This is a genomic window from Roseibium sp. RKSG952 (assembly GCF_009711355.1).
The window spans coordinates 244,335-258,568 of sequence record NZ_SMMF01000962.1 but is presented as its reverse complement, the minus strand read 5'-3'; the positions used below and the strand labels follow the sequence as shown (position 1 = coordinate 258,568).

Here is a 14,234-nt window from a genome sequence, read left to right as displayed (position 1 = left end):
GACAGGATGCCGGTGAAGCCCCAGACCAGATCCATAGCCACTGCGATCAGGCACAGGCACAGGGTTTTGCCTAACGTTTTGACGAAGCTGGTCGAGATCACACCGACCCCGAAACCCTCGGACAGGATCGTCACGCTAAGGGTGAACAGGGACAGGATGGCAAGAAAGACCAGCACGGATGGGTTCTTGGCGATAAAGCTGCGTTCCATGGCTCAATCCCCCGCCGCGCGGCCCTTGAGGGCGATGATGCCCCTTGGCCGGAACTGGATGAAAATAATGATGAAGATGATCATGTAAGTCTGCGCCGCGAGGGTGTTCGACGGGTTCATCCACTCGATGCCTTTCTGCAAAAAGCCGATCATTCCGGCACCCGCCAGCGCCCCCCAGATGTTGCCGACACCGCCGACAACCACGGTCATGAAGCTCTGCACGATGTAATCGCTGCCCAGATCCGAGGTGACCTTGGCGAAAAGGCCGATTGCAACCCCGGCAATCCCGGCGATGCCGGAGCCAAGCCCAAATGTAAGCATATTCACCCGCCCCGGATTGATGCCCATCGACCCCGCCATGCGCGGGTTCTGCGTCACGGCGCGCATCTCAAGCCCAAGCCGGGTCCGTTTCATGATGTAGAGGAACAGCCCCAGAAAGATCATCGCCAGCACAAAGATCGCGATGCGGATATAGCTGATCGAGACCACATCGTTCAGCACCCACGCCCCATCCAGCCATCCGGGTGCGGTCAGCGGGCGAGCCTGTGTACCAAAGATGTTCTTGGCCAGTTGCTGCAGGGCAATTGAGATACCGAAGGTCGCCAGAAGTGTCTCCAGCGGCCGGGCATAAAGCCAGCGGATCACCAACCTCTCCATCGCGACACCCATGGCAAATGTCACTGCAAAGGCCATGGGGATTGCCAAAACGATCGAAAGCGTGTGGTCAGGGATGAACTGTTGCACCACGTAACCGGTGTAGGCGCCCATCATGATGAACTCGCCATGCGCCATGTTGATCACGCCCATCACGCCGAAGGTGATGGCCAGACCAATGGCGGCGAGGAAATAAATCGACGCCAGTGAGATCGCGTCCAGCGTCAGGTCGAGTGTTTGGTTCAGACCGACCTTCAGTTCAATCTGTTCCAGGGCTTTCTCGGCTGCTTCAGTGACCTCGGCAGACGGCTCGCTGTACGTTTCAAAGAATATATGCGTGTTAACTGCAGCGTTGATGTCTGCGTTCGTGAATAAGACTGGCAGGAGCCCGGCCTCTGCCAGAGAGGCATACGCACGCTCGCGCATTGCGTCTGAATTCAGTTGAGCGACTGGAATGTCACCTACACGCCCCCTGACAATATTAGCCGATAGTGCCGCTCTGATGTCTTCCGCAGAAACACGCGGTGGGGCGAGGTTTCCCGCAACGAGCAAGTCATATGCTTCGTCGGACGTTAAGACTTCTGAGCCCGCTTCAAGAATAACTGCGACGTTCAGGTCCGTGGGCAATTCGAGAGCGGCGTGCCGGGAGGTGACGACCAAAGGATTCAGAGCGGCGCGAACATCTACGCCCAGATCGCCAGACATTTCTTCGATCGCGGCTACGCGGGCTGTGGTATCTTCGTCAAATCCAATCGTCAGCAATCGTTCAAGCCGCTGTTTTTGCGCTTTCAATTCCGTGTCCGGTTCATCGTCTATCGAAGCCCGCAGCGGCTCTAATAGTGCACTTTCGGGATCACGCTGAATGGATTGCAGGGCCGCCAGCCGCTTCGCGCGGTTGGGATCGGTCAGTTGGAACTGCACCAACGCTGTCCCAATCATCGCGCGGATACCGCTGTTGGGCTTCAACTGCTTAAGCTCGGACTTCTCGAAGGTGCCGACGATCTCACCTGTATCGAAATCGGTCAGTTCATACGACCGCCCCTCACCTTTCTGGCCAGAAAAGAACAGACCGTCAGACTTGCGCATCCACATGTTCTTGGCGGCCCAGGTCTCAAGCATTACTTGCGCCTGAGGCAAACCGCTCGACGCAATAGCATCAATCGCCGGTTTGATCGTCTTACGCGAGCTTTTGGTGATGATCTCCTGATGCTCTTGCAAGATCGGTTGCAGACCGACCTCTTGAGCGTTGGCAGTCAGGCAGGCGCACAGGATTGCGAGGCCCGCAAGGAAAAGTCGTACCATGTGGTGAAACCCGAATGTCTTTTGTGGCAAGGCGGGCAAACAAACCCGCCTTGCGTGGTCGGTTAGTAGTTCGATAGGGTCTGAACGCAGGTCTTGGTCTCGGTGTTGTACATACCGCAACCCAACTCTTTCCAATCAGAGACCAGCACAGCCGACTCCGGAAGGAAGTCAGTCCACGCGTCACCCGGCACGACATCAGTTTCGCTGATGATATCGAACTGGCCGTCTTCCTGAATCTCACCGATCAGAACCGGTTTCGCCAGGTGGTGGTTCGGCAACATCACAGCAGTACCACCGGTCAAGTTCGGGAACTCCTGCCCGTACATCGCGGCGCGTACTGCGTCGACTTCGGTCGAACCGGCCTCGGTCGCGGCGTTCACCCACATGTTGAAGCCGATGTAATGCGCCTCCATCGGGTCATTGGTCACACGCTCGTCGCCCATGGTGGCTTTCCAGGTGTCCACGAATTCCGCGTTGGCTTCAGTATCCGCCGACTGGAAGTAGTTCCAAGCGGCAAGGTGACCGACGAGGTTGGTGGTATCCAAACCGGACAGTTCTTCCTCGCCGACCGAGAAGGCTACGACTGGAATATCGTCCGCCGTAACGCCAGCGGCGGCCAGTTCCTTGTAGAAACCGATATTGGCGTCACCGTTAATGGTCGAGATCACACCGACTTTCTTGCCATCCGCGCCCAGCGCGACTACGTCAGCCACGATCTTGGACCAGTCGGAATGGCCGAAAGGCGTGTAATTGACGAAAATATCGTCATCCGCGATGCCGTTCTGCTTCAGATAGCTTTCAAGAATATTGTTGGTGGTTCTGGGATAGACATAGTCCGTGCCGAGCAGAGCAAATTTCTCGACCCCCAGTTCCTCCAGGAAATAATCCGTGGCGGGAATGGCCTGTTGGTTAGGAGCGGCACCGGTGTAGAACACGTTCTTCGAGCTTTCCTCACCCTCATACTGAACCGGGTAGAACAGCAGGCCGTTCAGCTCTTCGATGACCGGCAGCACCGATTTCCGGCTAACCGAGGTCCAGTTGCCAAAGATCACGTCCACCTCATGCACGGTCAGCAACTCGCGCGCTTTTTCAGCAAATAGCGGCCAGTCGGATGCGGGGTCGACCACAACCGCCTCAAGCTGCTTACCCAGCAGGCCGCCCTTCGCGTTTTGCTGATCGATCAGCATCAGCATCGTGTCTTTCAGCGTGGTTTCCGAGATCGCCATCGTGCCGGACAGCGAATGCAGCACGCCAACCTTGATCGTGTCTTCAGCCGACAGTGCGGCGGTGGCCATGGCAGCAAAGACAAGTGATCCGGCGAGCGTGGATTTGAGCGATTTCATGTAATCCTCCTGGCGGGGCCGGGAGAGAGGGCTTGCGCAAAGGCACACTCTTCTTCTACCTGATCCCCGCAACTGTTGTTGCGTTCCGTGTGGCGGTTGTGTTCGAGGTCCAATTCGCGCAGCCGTCACACACCCCCGGGTCGTTTCCGCGGTGGCACCCATACGGTTTCTGCATCGCAGCAAGCTTGGCAACTTACCATTAACCCAATTTGGGAAATCGGCGAGATGCGCCTATTTTTTCATCCAAGACCGGGGTCGCTGTCTAAAATTTAGACGCGCGATGTCGAAATAAGCAGATTTCGACACTGTAGATTAGTGTTCCGCCCCTTCAACAGAGAAACAGGTGCCACCAAACCAAGCTCTATAGGTGCCTTATTACCCAAGTTACAGCCATATTGCCCACGCACAGTGCTGTTCCACCGCGTGCTGCAGGTGCCGTCAGCTTGAGCACCAAGCAATTGGGCGCCAGGACGGTGCTGAACAAGTTTCGCCAGTCCGGGTCTTTTAAGTGCCTGTTCCCCAGAACCAATACACCTGCTCTTGACGCGGTTCTCCTAAACACGGCCGGCGGCATAACCGGGGGTGATTCATTTCGATTTTCCGGCAAGGCGGCGAAAGGAACCGCGCTGACTTTGACAACACAAGCCTGCGAGCGCGCCTACAAGGCCAAGCCGCAAGAATGTGGCCAGATTACCAATCATCTGTCTGTTGAGACTGAAGCCCGGCTGAACTGGTTGCCGCAAGAGACCATTCTGTTCAACGGCAGCGCTCTGGACCGACGCCTGAAAATCGAGATCGCACCGGATGCCGAGTTGCTCATGGTAGAGCCTTTGATCTTCGGGCGCATCGCTATGGGCGAGACGCTTACCGATATCCGCCTGAACGATCGGATCGAGATTCAACGCCAAGGAAAAACGGTGTTCCTTGACGCGATCCGGTTCTCTGGTGATTGGCACAAGCATCTGTCCAAGCCGCATATTGCAAACGGTGCAGGAGCGATGGCGCTGATCGTCTTTGCTTCGGAGTCGGCTGAAGGTCATCTGGATTCCATTCGCAAAATGCTGCCCGAGGACGCAGGGGCAACACTAATCCAAGACGGCCTTCTGGCTATCCGTATTCTGGCCGACAACAGCTTGGCTCTTCGCCGCACACTGATGCCGGTTTTGCGCCGGTTGAACAAAGACACATTACCCCGATGCTGGATGCTCTGAAATGAATCTGACACCTCGTGAAAAAGACAAACTTCTGGTCGCCATGGCCGCCGAGGTCGCCCGAAAGCGACTGTCACGCGGCGTCAAACTGAACCACCCAGAGGCGATCGCTCTGATCACCGACGCCGTGGTCGAAGGTGCGCGCGATGGACGTTCAGTTGCTGACATGATGCAAGCCGGGGCCGAGGTGATCACTCGAGAGCAATGCATGGAAGGTGTGCCCGAAATGATCCACGAGGTTCAGGTCGAAGCCACCTTTCCAGATGGCACCAAGCTGGTGACCGTCCACAATCCCATTCGCTGAAAAGGAAACCAAAATGACCCGCATGCTTTTCCCCGCCCTGATCTTCGCTGGCCCCGCAGCAGCCCATAACGGAACGCATATCCACGCGCACGGCACCGATTACGCCGCGATGGGCGTTGGGCTGGCAGTTGTTGCGCTGGCTGCTGTCGCGCTGATCACAAAGCCGAACAAATGATCCCCGGGGAGCTGTTCCCGGCTGATGGTGAAATTACCCTGAACCCCGACACTGATGCGATCACTTTGATGGTCGCCAATACCGGCGACCGCCCGGTTCAGGTCGGCTCACACTACCATTTCGCCGAAACCAACCCCGCGCTCGACTTCGATCGCGCTGCTGCGCATGGCCTGCGTCTGGACATTGCTCCAGGCACCGCTGTGCGGTTCGAACCGGGTCAGGCCCGCGAAGTTTCACTGATCCCGATCAGCGGTGCGCGCAGGGTCTACGGCTTCAATCAAAAGGTCATGGGGGCACTCTGATGCCAGCAAAAATCAAGCGCTCAGACTATGCCGCGATGTTCGGCCCTACTACCGGGGATAAGCTGCGGCTGGCCGACACCGATCTTGTGATCGAGGTCGAACGTGATCTGACCAGCTATGGCGAAGAGGTCAAATTTGGCGGCGGCAAGGTAATCCGCGACGGGATGGGGCAATCTCAGACCACGCGCGCCGAAGGCGCTGTGGATACGGTCATCACCAATGCTCTGATCGTTGATCACTCGGGCATCTACAAGGCTGATATCGGCCTGAAAGACGGGCGGATCGCAAAGATCGGCAAGGCGGGAAACCCCGATACACAACCCAGTGTCGACATCGTCATAGGACCCGGAACCGAGGCCATTGCTGGCGAGGGTCGTATCCTGACGGCAGGTGGGTTCGACAGTCATATTCACTTCATCTGCCCGCAACAGATCGAAGACGCGCTGCATTCCGGCCTGACCACCATGCTTGGCGGCGGCACCGGCCCGGCGCATGGGACTCTGGCCACCACTTGCACCCCCGGTCCGTGGCATATCGGGCGGATGTTGCAGGCGGCGGATGCTTTCCCGATGAATCTGGCCTTTGCGGGTAAGGGCAACGCTTCGCTGCCTGCCGCGCTCGAAGAGCAGGTCAAAGCCGGTGCCTGCGCGCTGAAGCTGCACGAGGATTGGGGCACAACTCCTGCCGCCATCGACTGCTGCCTATCGGTGGCTGACGCGATGGATGTGCAGGTGATGATCCACACGGACACGCTGAACGAATCCGGCTTTGTCGAAAACACTGTGGCAGCCATGAAAGGCCGTACAATCCACGCCTTCCACACCGAGGGTGCAGGTGGTGGCCACGCCCCGGACATCATCAAGATCTGCGGCGAGAACCACGTGTTGCCGTCCTCGACCAACCCGACGCGGCCTTTCACTGTGAACACGGTCGAAGAGCACCTAGACATGCTGATGGTCTGTCATCACCTCGACAAGTCCATCCCCGAGGACGTCGCCTTTGCCGAGAGCCGCATCCGGCGAGAGACCATCGCAGCCGAGGACCTCCTGCATGACATGGGCGCCTTCAGCATCATCGCGTCTGACAGCCAGGCCATGGGGCGCGTAGGCGAAGTTTTGATCCGCACCTGGCAAACCGCTGACAAAATGAAAAAACAGCGCGGACGTCTACCCGAAGAAACCGGTGAGAACGACAACTTTCGCGTCCGCCGCTACATCGCGAAATACACCATCAACCCAGCCATCGCCCACGGCCTAAGCCATGAGATCGGTAGCATCGAAGAAGGTAAGCGCGCTGACTTAGTCCTGTGGAACCCTGCCTTTTTCGGAGTGAAGCCCGAGATGGTGTTGCTGGGCGGCACGATTGCTTGTGCACAGATGGGTGATCCCAACGCTTCGATCCCTACACCGCAGCCCGTTTATAGTCGCCCCATGTTTGGCGCCTACGGACGGTCGGTGGAAAACTCGGCGATCACATTTGTCTCGCAGGCCGCCTGTGCGGATGGGATCGGTGATACACTGGGATTGGCAAAACAGACCGTCGCCGTCCAGAACACGCGAGAGATCGGCAAGCAGGATCTTCTGCTGAACAACGCGACGCCGCAAGTCGAGGTTGACCCGGAAACCTACGAGGTTCGGGCAGATGGCGAACTGCTAACCTGCCAACCCGCCGAAACGCTACCAATGGCGCAACGATACTTTTTGTTCTGATCAAAAAATGTGCTGCGTTGCGACTCGTGCAAGGCAGGAATGACCTAACACGCTCTTCTAACTGAGGCCACTATGACAAATATTAAATCCAATGGGAGGACCAACATTTACGAGGGTCCAAATGGCACACTCAACAGCACAAACACACGCACGCTTTTCGTTGCCCGGTTTGATCGCATCAATCGGGTCATCAGTCTACTCGGCCCTAATCAGCGTGGCCGAAGCTCAATCACGCGTCCGGCAAGTCGAATTCCTGCAATCGCTCAGCGACGAAGAGTTGAAAAAGCGCGGCCTGACGCGCGAACGGATCGTGCATCGCGTATTTTCGGACTCAATCTGGCTCTGACCATTCCCGCTGCAGAGGAGGTGACGGTATGACCGCCCTGCTCTGTACTGCACGTAAGTATTCGGATCACACGCACAGCGATCCTGCAGACTGCCTGTCGCTAACCTATGATGACCGTTTTTTGCGTCGCAAGGTTCTGACCTGCGAAAGTGGCGAACAGATTCTCATCGATCTGGCGCAGACGACTTCGTTGAACCACGGCGGCGCGTTGGTTCTGGACGATGGTCGCGAAGTGGAAATACAGGCTGCACCCGAAGCGTTGCTAGAGGTCACCGCCCCAGACCTGACGCGCATCGCATGGCATATCGGCAATCGCCATACGCCTTGTCAGATCGAAAAGGATCGCCTGTTGATCCAGGTCGATCACGTCATCCGAGACATGCTGCTCAAAATTGGCGCCACGCTGCGAGAGGTGCGAGAACCGTTCACCCCAGAAGGCGGAGCCTATGGCCACGGCAGGACCCATGGTCATACCCACTGACGCCGATATCCTGACGCTGACCCAATGGTTGTCCCCTGCATATCCTGTAGGGGGGTTCGCCTATTCTCACGGGTTGGGGGCTGCAATTGACGAGGGAACTGTCACAAGTTCACAAGACACCGAAGCATGGATTTCGGACGTGCTGGAACACGGATCCGGATGGAATGATGCTGTGTTCGTTGTGGCGGCATACAATGCGCAGGATAGAGATGAACTGACCAACGTCGATGTTATCGCTCGGGCTTTTTGTGCGTCATCCGAAAGGCTCATGGAAACCAAGTTGCTGGGTCAGGCCTTTGGAACCGTCACGGGAGATGTCTGGGAATTGGATCTGAGCCAATTCTCCTATCCTGTCAGCTTAGGCCAAGCAGCCAGGTTGCAGAGCCTTCCCATATTGTTGACGACTAAGATGTTTCTGCAGGCGTTTGCAAGTAATCTTGTTGCCTGCGCAACGCGCCTTGTACCCTTGGGCCAGACTGACGCGCAAAGGCTAATCCGAACCCTAACGCCATTGTGCGAGCGGATTGCCCTGAGCGCCCAAGAGGCTGATTTGGATCAGCTGAGTTCAACGGCGTTTCTGTCGGACATCGCATCGATGAAGCACGAAACTCAATATTCGAGGATTTTCCGCACATGACGAGTATGAACGGACCGCTTCGCGTGGGCATCGGAGGCCCTGTAGGAGCCGGAAAAACCACTTTGACCGCTGCTTTGTCCGAAGCACTGCGCGATGTCTGCTCAGTAGGTGTTATTACCAATGACATCTATACGCAGGAGGATGCCGAGGCGCTCATGCGCATGCAGATCCTGCCGCGCGACAGGATCATTGGCGTTGAAACCGGTGGCTGCCCGCACACAGCAATTCGCGAAGACGCCTCAATCAATTTGGCGGCTGTCGCTGAAATGCAGACACGTCATCCTGACCTCGACGTGGTGTTGATTGAAAGCGGTGGCGACAATCTGTCGGCCACATTCAGCCCGGAATTGGCGGATCTGACCATCTATGTGATTGATGTCGCCGCAGGCGAAGAAATCCCCAGGAAAGGCGGGCCAGCGATTACGAAATCGGACATCCTTGTAATCAACAAGACCGACCTTGCGCCGCATGTTGGCGCTTCGTTGGAGGTTATGGAACGTGATGCGAAAAAAATGCGCAAAGGACGGCCCTTCTTGTTCTCGTCACTTCGTCACAGAAGCGGGGTCGACGCAATTGTGGATCTACTTGTGAAAGGAGGGGGTTTAAGTATTTCAGAAGCGAATTAGCCCCCGAGACGAAGAGGTCACAGCCGCGGTCGGCCAAGCTTCCTTTCTTTGCGTGCGCGGCGCGTCACGAACCGCATATTCCTGACATTCAAGGCGAAGTTACAAGTGACGGGTATTCGCACAGAGTGAGGCGACAATAACTGCCATTCGAGATCGGATACGGTGTCATTATTTTCACGCTTCGTATTCCGCCGCTGACGCAGAGCGAAATCAGCCTAGAAAATGATCTGCTCCCGAGCGTTCTCCGTACCACCAGTCAAGGACTGTTGGAGAGATCATGCAGGTTGTCTGGTTCAAACGCGATCTGAGGGTGCAGGACAATTCTGCATTGGAGCAGGCCTCGCGCGTTGGGCCGGTGTTACCGCTCTACGTTGTTGAAACCGAGCTATGGCAACAGGCTGATGCCTCAGCGCGTCAATGGAACTTTGTAGCGGAAACGCTTGCCGAATTGCGGAAGGACCTAGGGGCACTAGGACAGCCGCTTGTTATACGCGTGGGTCAAATCCAATCGGTTTTTTCTGCGCTAAAGGAACAAGGCCTGATCGAGGCGCTTTGGTCGCATGAAGAAACCGGCAATCACTGGACCTATCAACGCGATCTTCAAGTTGCTGCGTGGTGCCGGGATCATGGCATTCCGTGGGTCGAAGTGCAAAATCATGGCGTATTTCGTAAGCTCAAATCGCGTGACGGTTGGGCGGCGCGTTGGGACAAATTTATGGACCTGCCCACCACGTCGCCCACGCCGCTGGCCCCGATCGAAGTTGATCTTGGCCCGTTTCCAACAAGGCGCGACCTTGGTTTGCTGGATGATAGGTGCAATGGGCGCCAAACTGGGGGAAGGCGTGCGGGTCTGGAAAGGCTAAACAGCTTTTTGACCCACCGCGGCGAGCAATATCAGCGAGCCATGTCGAGCCCCGTCGAGGGGGCCGAGGCGTGTTCGCGGCTATCACCCTATCTTGCCTGGGGTGCCCTTTCGATGCGCGAGGTGGCCCAAACGTCACGACGGCAGAGACGCGCATTGCCACCCAGGGCAAAGGATTGGCACAAATCCTTACGGTCGTTTTCGGGCCGACTGCACTGGCATTGCCACTTCATCCAAAAGCTTGAGGATGAGCCGCGTATCGAATTTGAGAACTTACACCGGCTCTATGACGGACTCCGGCCCAAAACGCCCGATGCCAATCTCTTGGTCGCCTGGTCGAACGGTGAGACGGGTTATCCATTCTTGGATGCCTGCATGCGGTCGCTGCGAACCACTGGCTGGCTGAATTTTCGGATGCGGGCGATGGTGATGGCCACGGCCAGCTATCACCTTTGGCTGGATTGGCGCGCACCCGGACTGCATCTGGCGCGGATGTTCACCGACTATGAACCCGGAATCCATTGGAACCAGGTACAGATGCAATCGGGAACAACGGGGATCAACACTGTCCGCATCTACAACCCGGTGAAACAAGGGTATGATCAGGACCCCAAGGGGCAGTTTATTCGGACATGGCTACCTGAACTGACTCCGATTGCGAATCGGTATATCCATGAACCCTGGAAGGCAGGAAATGCCACGCAGATCATCGGGATCGCCTATCCAGAGCGGATATTTGATCACTTGGCAGCGGCCAAAGCCGCGCGCGAACGGGTTTGGGGCATTCGTCGAGGCGATGACTTTCGCAATGAGGCCCGGGCCATCGCCCGCACACATGCCAGCCGAAAAACCTGGCGGAGCATCCAGAAGCCCCTCCGCGCGCCTACCGATCCCGCGCAGCTGAACCTGCCCTTCGGAGATCCAACATGAAGATGCGCAAAAAGGCCAATCTGCCTCAGAAAATCTGCCCGGTGTGCCAACGCCCGTTTGCGTGGCGCAAGAAATGGGAAAGAGTATGGGACGAAGTCAAATACTGCTCGAAAAAATGCAGGTCTGCCACGTGACCGATACATCTTCAGACCTTGAGACCCTGCAAGTAACCTTTGATTTTCAACCAACGCGTGCGGCTGGCCTAAAAAGGCTGGAGCAGTTCGTGGCACGCACCGGGCGGCACTATGCGCGCACGCGCAACTACGACTTCGGCAAACACAGGCGCAACAATGTCTCTGGTCTGTCGCCATGGCTGCGGCATCGTTTGGTGACAGAACAAGAGGTGCTGACGCGGGTGCTGGCTACGCACAGCCCCAGCATGTCAGAGAAATTTGTCCAAGAAGTGTTTTGGCGTACCTATTTCAAAGGCTGGTTGGAACAAAGGCCAAGCGTCTGGGTGCACTACCAACGCGATCTGATGCGCACCCTTGAAGACCTTGACGGTGATGCCTCCTTAGCGGCCCGATTCAAGGATGCGGTGTGTGGCAATACCGGCTTTCCGTGTTTTGACCATTGGGCGCGCGAATTGGTCGAAACCGGGTATTTGCACAATCACGCACGCATGTGGTTCGCGTCGATCTGGATATTCACACTGCGGCTGCCCTGGCAACTGGGCGCGGACTTCTTTTTGCGACATCTTCTGGATGGCGATCCGGCCTCCAACACACTGAGCTGGCGTTGGGTTGGAGGATTGCACACGAGAGGAAAGACCTACTTGGCGCGCGCAGAAAACATCGCCAAATACACCGAAGGTCGGTTTCAGCCCAAAGGTCTGGCCACTCATGCGCAGCCGCTTGTCGAAGAGTCAGAACATCCGCGCATTCCGATTGCATTTCCCCAACAACATGTGGGCAGCCCATATTTGTTGCTTTTGACAGAGGATGATCTTTCGGGCGCTGGCATTATGCCGGTCTCGCCCGTTGCGGTGGTCGGCGTCTTAGCCACCCACGGTCGATCCCCAAATCCGATCGGGAAAGTTGCACAAGATTTCGCCTGTGGCGCAATGAAGAGCGCGCTGGGGCAACACACCAATATACTGGAGGCGCGCGACAATTGGTGCGATGCGTTGATTGAAGCCGCGCGACAAGCTGGCGTCACAACCATCGCAACGGCTCACGCGCCGATTGGGCCAGTCAGATCACGGCTGGATCGGGCAGAACCCCAACTTAAGGGTGCGGGCATCACTCTCGCTCGTGTCCTGCGTCCCTATGACCGCGAAGCGTGGCCTCACACAAAGACAGGGTTCTTTGGCCTTAAGAAAAAGATACCCGGGATCCTGAGCAACTTATCACTCATCCGTTAAACAAATCAGAGCTTACCTCTTGTCCTCAACCACCATCCTTCTCCCCAACCAGCTTTTTGCCGATCATCCTGGGCTCGCCAACCAACCGGACCGCGTTGTGCTTTTTGAGGATCCGCTCTTTTTCGGCGACGCCGTCTATCCGGCCAAGATGCACAAACAAAAGCTCTGGCTGCACCGGGCCTCAATGAGACGGTATTGCGATGATCTGGTGACCAGAGGGATCAATGCTAAGATCTTTGCCTACGAGCGGCGGGCTGATGCCTACCTGCGCTTGTTCCAGGGGCTTCGAGATGATGGCACCCGCAGCGTCACGATGACGGACCCGGTTGATTTTATTTCCGAAAAGCGCCTGCGCGCGGCGGCACAAGAGACCGGGATCGCGCTCAATCTCCTCCCAACACCCGGTTTTCTGAATACGCGAGCGGACAACCTGTCGTGGTTTGCGGGACGAAAACGGTGGTTCATGGCGGAGTTCTACAAAAGCCAACGTCGCCGTTTGAATGTTCTGATGGAAGCGGATCAACCGACAGGTGGGCGGTGGAGCTTTGACGAGGACAACCGCAAAAAGATCCCAAAGGCGCTTCTGAACAGCCTACCCTGGATCGACTGGCCCAGCCATGACGCGGTTGACCATGCCGCAAAGACAAGCGTTCTGAACGAATTTCCCGATGCCTTAGGGTCGTTGGATACGCTTTATTATCCGACATCCCACCACGCCGCTTCCGCATGGCTGACGCAGTTTCTGGAGCGGCGCTTTGATCGCTTTGGCGATTTCGAAGACGCGATTGTTCAAGGCGAAAACTGGCTCTGGCATGCTGTTCTGACGCCCGCCTTGAATATTGGCCTTTTAACACCGCAACAGGTCGTTGATGCGACCTTGGCCCACGCTGAGCGCAAGTCCATTCCCTTGAACGCGGTCGAGGGATTTATCCGCCAAATCATCGGATGGCGCGAGTTCATGCGCGCAACTTACGAGGACCTTGGCGTCAAGATGCGAGGGGCCAATCATTGGGGGCATCATCGTCCCATGCCCCGCGCGTTTTATGATGGGACAACTGGGATTGATCCCCTCGACGATACGATCCGCCGGGTTCTCAAAACCGGATATTGCCACCATATCGAACGGCTCATGGTGCTGGGCGGTTTTATGTTCTTATGTGAGATTGACCCCGATGAGGTTTACTTTTGGTTCATGGAGATGTTCGTGGACAGCTATGATTGGGTGATGGTCCCCAATGTTTATGGGATGAGTCAGCACGCCGATGGCGGCCTCATCACCACGAAGCCGTATTTTTCCGGCTCAAACTACATTCGCAAAATGAGCCATTGGAGCAAAGGGCCTTGGGCTGAGATTTGGGACGGCCTCTATTGGCGCTTTATCTTGAAACACTCGGAAAGGCTGGCCGGGAACCCAAGGTGGGCGATGATGTGCCGTACAGCGCAGCGTATGTCGCCCGATATCAAAGCCAAGCATTTAGCGACGGCAGATGCCTTTCTGAAGCGGTTCAGTGATACGTGAATTCAGAGGCTGCAAAAGACTGAAACCAATATCACTTTATAAATCCGGTTTGTCCGCATTGCGGTCGTCGCAGAACGGAACCTCGCATGTCACATTCCCGCAACCATCGAATGATTGATAGCACCATAACAAACCGTGAACTCCACTGAGCGGATTTATGTGAAGCGATCTCTGGTTGAGTGAGTATTTCACCTGCGGATCCGACACACCATCACCTATTTCTATCTGGTAGCAAACATTGATCCTGTTGGCAGAGAAAGT

At 56.4% G+C, this 14,234-nt stretch carries 15 protein-coding genes and 1 pseudogene; 13 read left to right on the top strand and 3 right to left on the bottom strand.

Annotated features, from left to right (window positions below; translation table 11 throughout):
* The 3 genes and pseudogenes from E1297_RS45305 to urtA form a co-directional block, all read right to left on the bottom strand.
* Positions 1–209, bottom strand: a pseudogene (locus E1297_RS45305) (urea ABC transporter permease subunit UrtC); the annotation flags it as partial.
* A 3-nt stretch (positions 210–212) separates the two neighbouring features.
* Entirely contained in the window at positions 213–2,165 is a 1,953-nt protein-coding gene (gene urtB / locus E1297_RS45300) for an urea ABC transporter permease subunit UrtB (protein WP_155150193.1), read from the bottom strand.
* A 62-nt stretch (positions 2,166–2,227) separates the two neighbouring features.
* Positions 2,228–3,460 (bottom strand): urea ABC transporter substrate-binding protein, encoded by a 1,233-nt coding sequence (gene urtA / locus E1297_RS45295; protein ID WP_244328130.1) that lies wholly within the window; start codon positions 3,458–3,460, stop codon positions 2,228–2,230.
* A 521-nt stretch (positions 3,461–3,981) separates the two neighbouring features.
* Between urtA and E1297_RS45290 the strand changes: the two genes are divergently transcribed.
* From E1297_RS45290 to E1297_RS45230, 13 genes are all read left to right on the top strand, one after another.
* Positions 3,982–4,719 (top strand): urease accessory protein UreD, encoded by a 738-nt coding sequence (locus tag E1297_RS45290; RefSeq protein ID WP_368669862.1) that lies wholly within the window; start codon positions 3,982–3,984, stop codon positions 4,717–4,719.
* Between the two features lies 1 nt (position 4,720).
* On the top strand, positions 4,721–5,023 hold the full coding sequence (locus E1297_RS45285) for an urease subunit gamma (RefSeq protein ID WP_155150188.1): 303 nt from the start codon (positions 4,721–4,723) through the stop codon (positions 5,021–5,023).
* A 13-nt stretch (positions 5,024–5,036) separates the two neighbouring features.
* Positions 5,037–5,198, top strand: coding sequence for a peptidase M23 (locus E1297_RS45280; RefSeq protein ID WP_155150185.1), 162 nt, complete (start codon positions 5,037–5,039; stop codon positions 5,196–5,198).
* Positions 5,195–5,500, top strand: a complete 306-nt coding sequence (locus E1297_RS45275; protein ID WP_155150183.1) for an urease subunit beta — start codon at positions 5,195–5,197, stop codon at positions 5,498–5,500. The genes E1297_RS45280 and E1297_RS45275 overlap by 4 nt, the downstream gene beginning before the upstream one ends.
* On the top strand, positions 5,500–7,209 hold the full coding sequence (ureC, locus tag E1297_RS45270; RefSeq protein ID WP_155150181.1) for an urease subunit alpha: 1,710 nt from the start codon (positions 5,500–5,502) through the stop codon (positions 7,207–7,209). The genes E1297_RS45275 and ureC overlap by 1 nt, the downstream gene beginning before the upstream one ends.
* A gap of 121 nt (positions 7,210–7,330) precedes the next feature.
* The gene (locus E1297_RS45265) at positions 7,331–7,555 is read left to right on the top strand and encodes a DUF1127 domain-containing protein (RefSeq protein ID WP_155150179.1); all 225 of its coding nucleotides are present in this window, start codon (positions 7,331–7,333) and stop codon (positions 7,553–7,555) included.
* A gap of 28 nt (positions 7,556–7,583) precedes the next feature.
* Positions 7,584–8,036: an urease accessory protein UreE gene (gene ureE / locus E1297_RS45260; RefSeq protein WP_155150177.1), complete on the top strand. Its 453-nt coding sequence runs from the start codon at positions 7,584–7,586 to the stop codon at positions 8,034–8,036.
* Positions 8,020–8,673, top strand: coding sequence for an urease accessory protein UreF (locus tag E1297_RS45255; protein ID WP_155150175.1), 654 nt, complete (start codon positions 8,020–8,022; stop codon positions 8,671–8,673). Before ureE ends, E1297_RS45255 begins: the two co-directional genes overlap by 17 nt.
* The gene (gene ureG / locus E1297_RS45250) at positions 8,670–9,299 is read left to right on the top strand and encodes an urease accessory protein UreG (RefSeq protein WP_155150172.1); all 630 of its coding nucleotides are present in this window, start codon (positions 8,670–8,672) and stop codon (positions 9,297–9,299) included. The genes E1297_RS45255 and ureG overlap by 4 nt, the downstream gene beginning before the upstream one ends.
* A 277-nt stretch (positions 9,300–9,576) precedes the next feature.
* Positions 9,577–11,091 carry an FAD-binding domain-containing protein gene (locus E1297_RS45245; RefSeq protein ID WP_155150170.1) on the top strand — a complete coding sequence of 505 codons (1,515 nt, stop codon included), beginning with the start codon at positions 9,577–9,579 and terminating at the stop codon, positions 11,089–11,091.
* The gene (locus E1297_RS45240; RefSeq protein ID WP_155150167.1) at positions 11,088–11,225 is read left to right on the top strand and encodes a DUF2256 domain-containing protein; all 138 of its coding nucleotides are present in this window, start codon (positions 11,088–11,090) and stop codon (positions 11,223–11,225) included. Before E1297_RS45245 ends, E1297_RS45240 begins: the two co-directional genes overlap by 4 nt.
* Positions 11,177–12,454 carry an FAD-binding domain-containing protein gene (locus E1297_RS45235; RefSeq protein WP_244328117.1) on the top strand — a complete coding sequence of 426 codons (1,278 nt, stop codon included), beginning with the start codon at positions 11,177–11,179 and terminating at the stop codon, positions 12,452–12,454. The genes E1297_RS45240 and E1297_RS45235 overlap by 49 nt, the downstream gene beginning before the upstream one ends.
* A gap of 19 nt (positions 12,455–12,473) precedes the next feature.
* Positions 12,474–13,973 carry a cryptochrome/photolyase family protein gene (locus E1297_RS45230; RefSeq protein WP_155150163.1) on the top strand — a complete coding sequence of 500 codons (1,500 nt, stop codon included), beginning with the start codon at positions 12,474–12,476 and terminating at the stop codon, positions 13,971–13,973.
* The last annotated feature ends 261 nt before the right edge of the window (positions 13,974–14,234 follow it).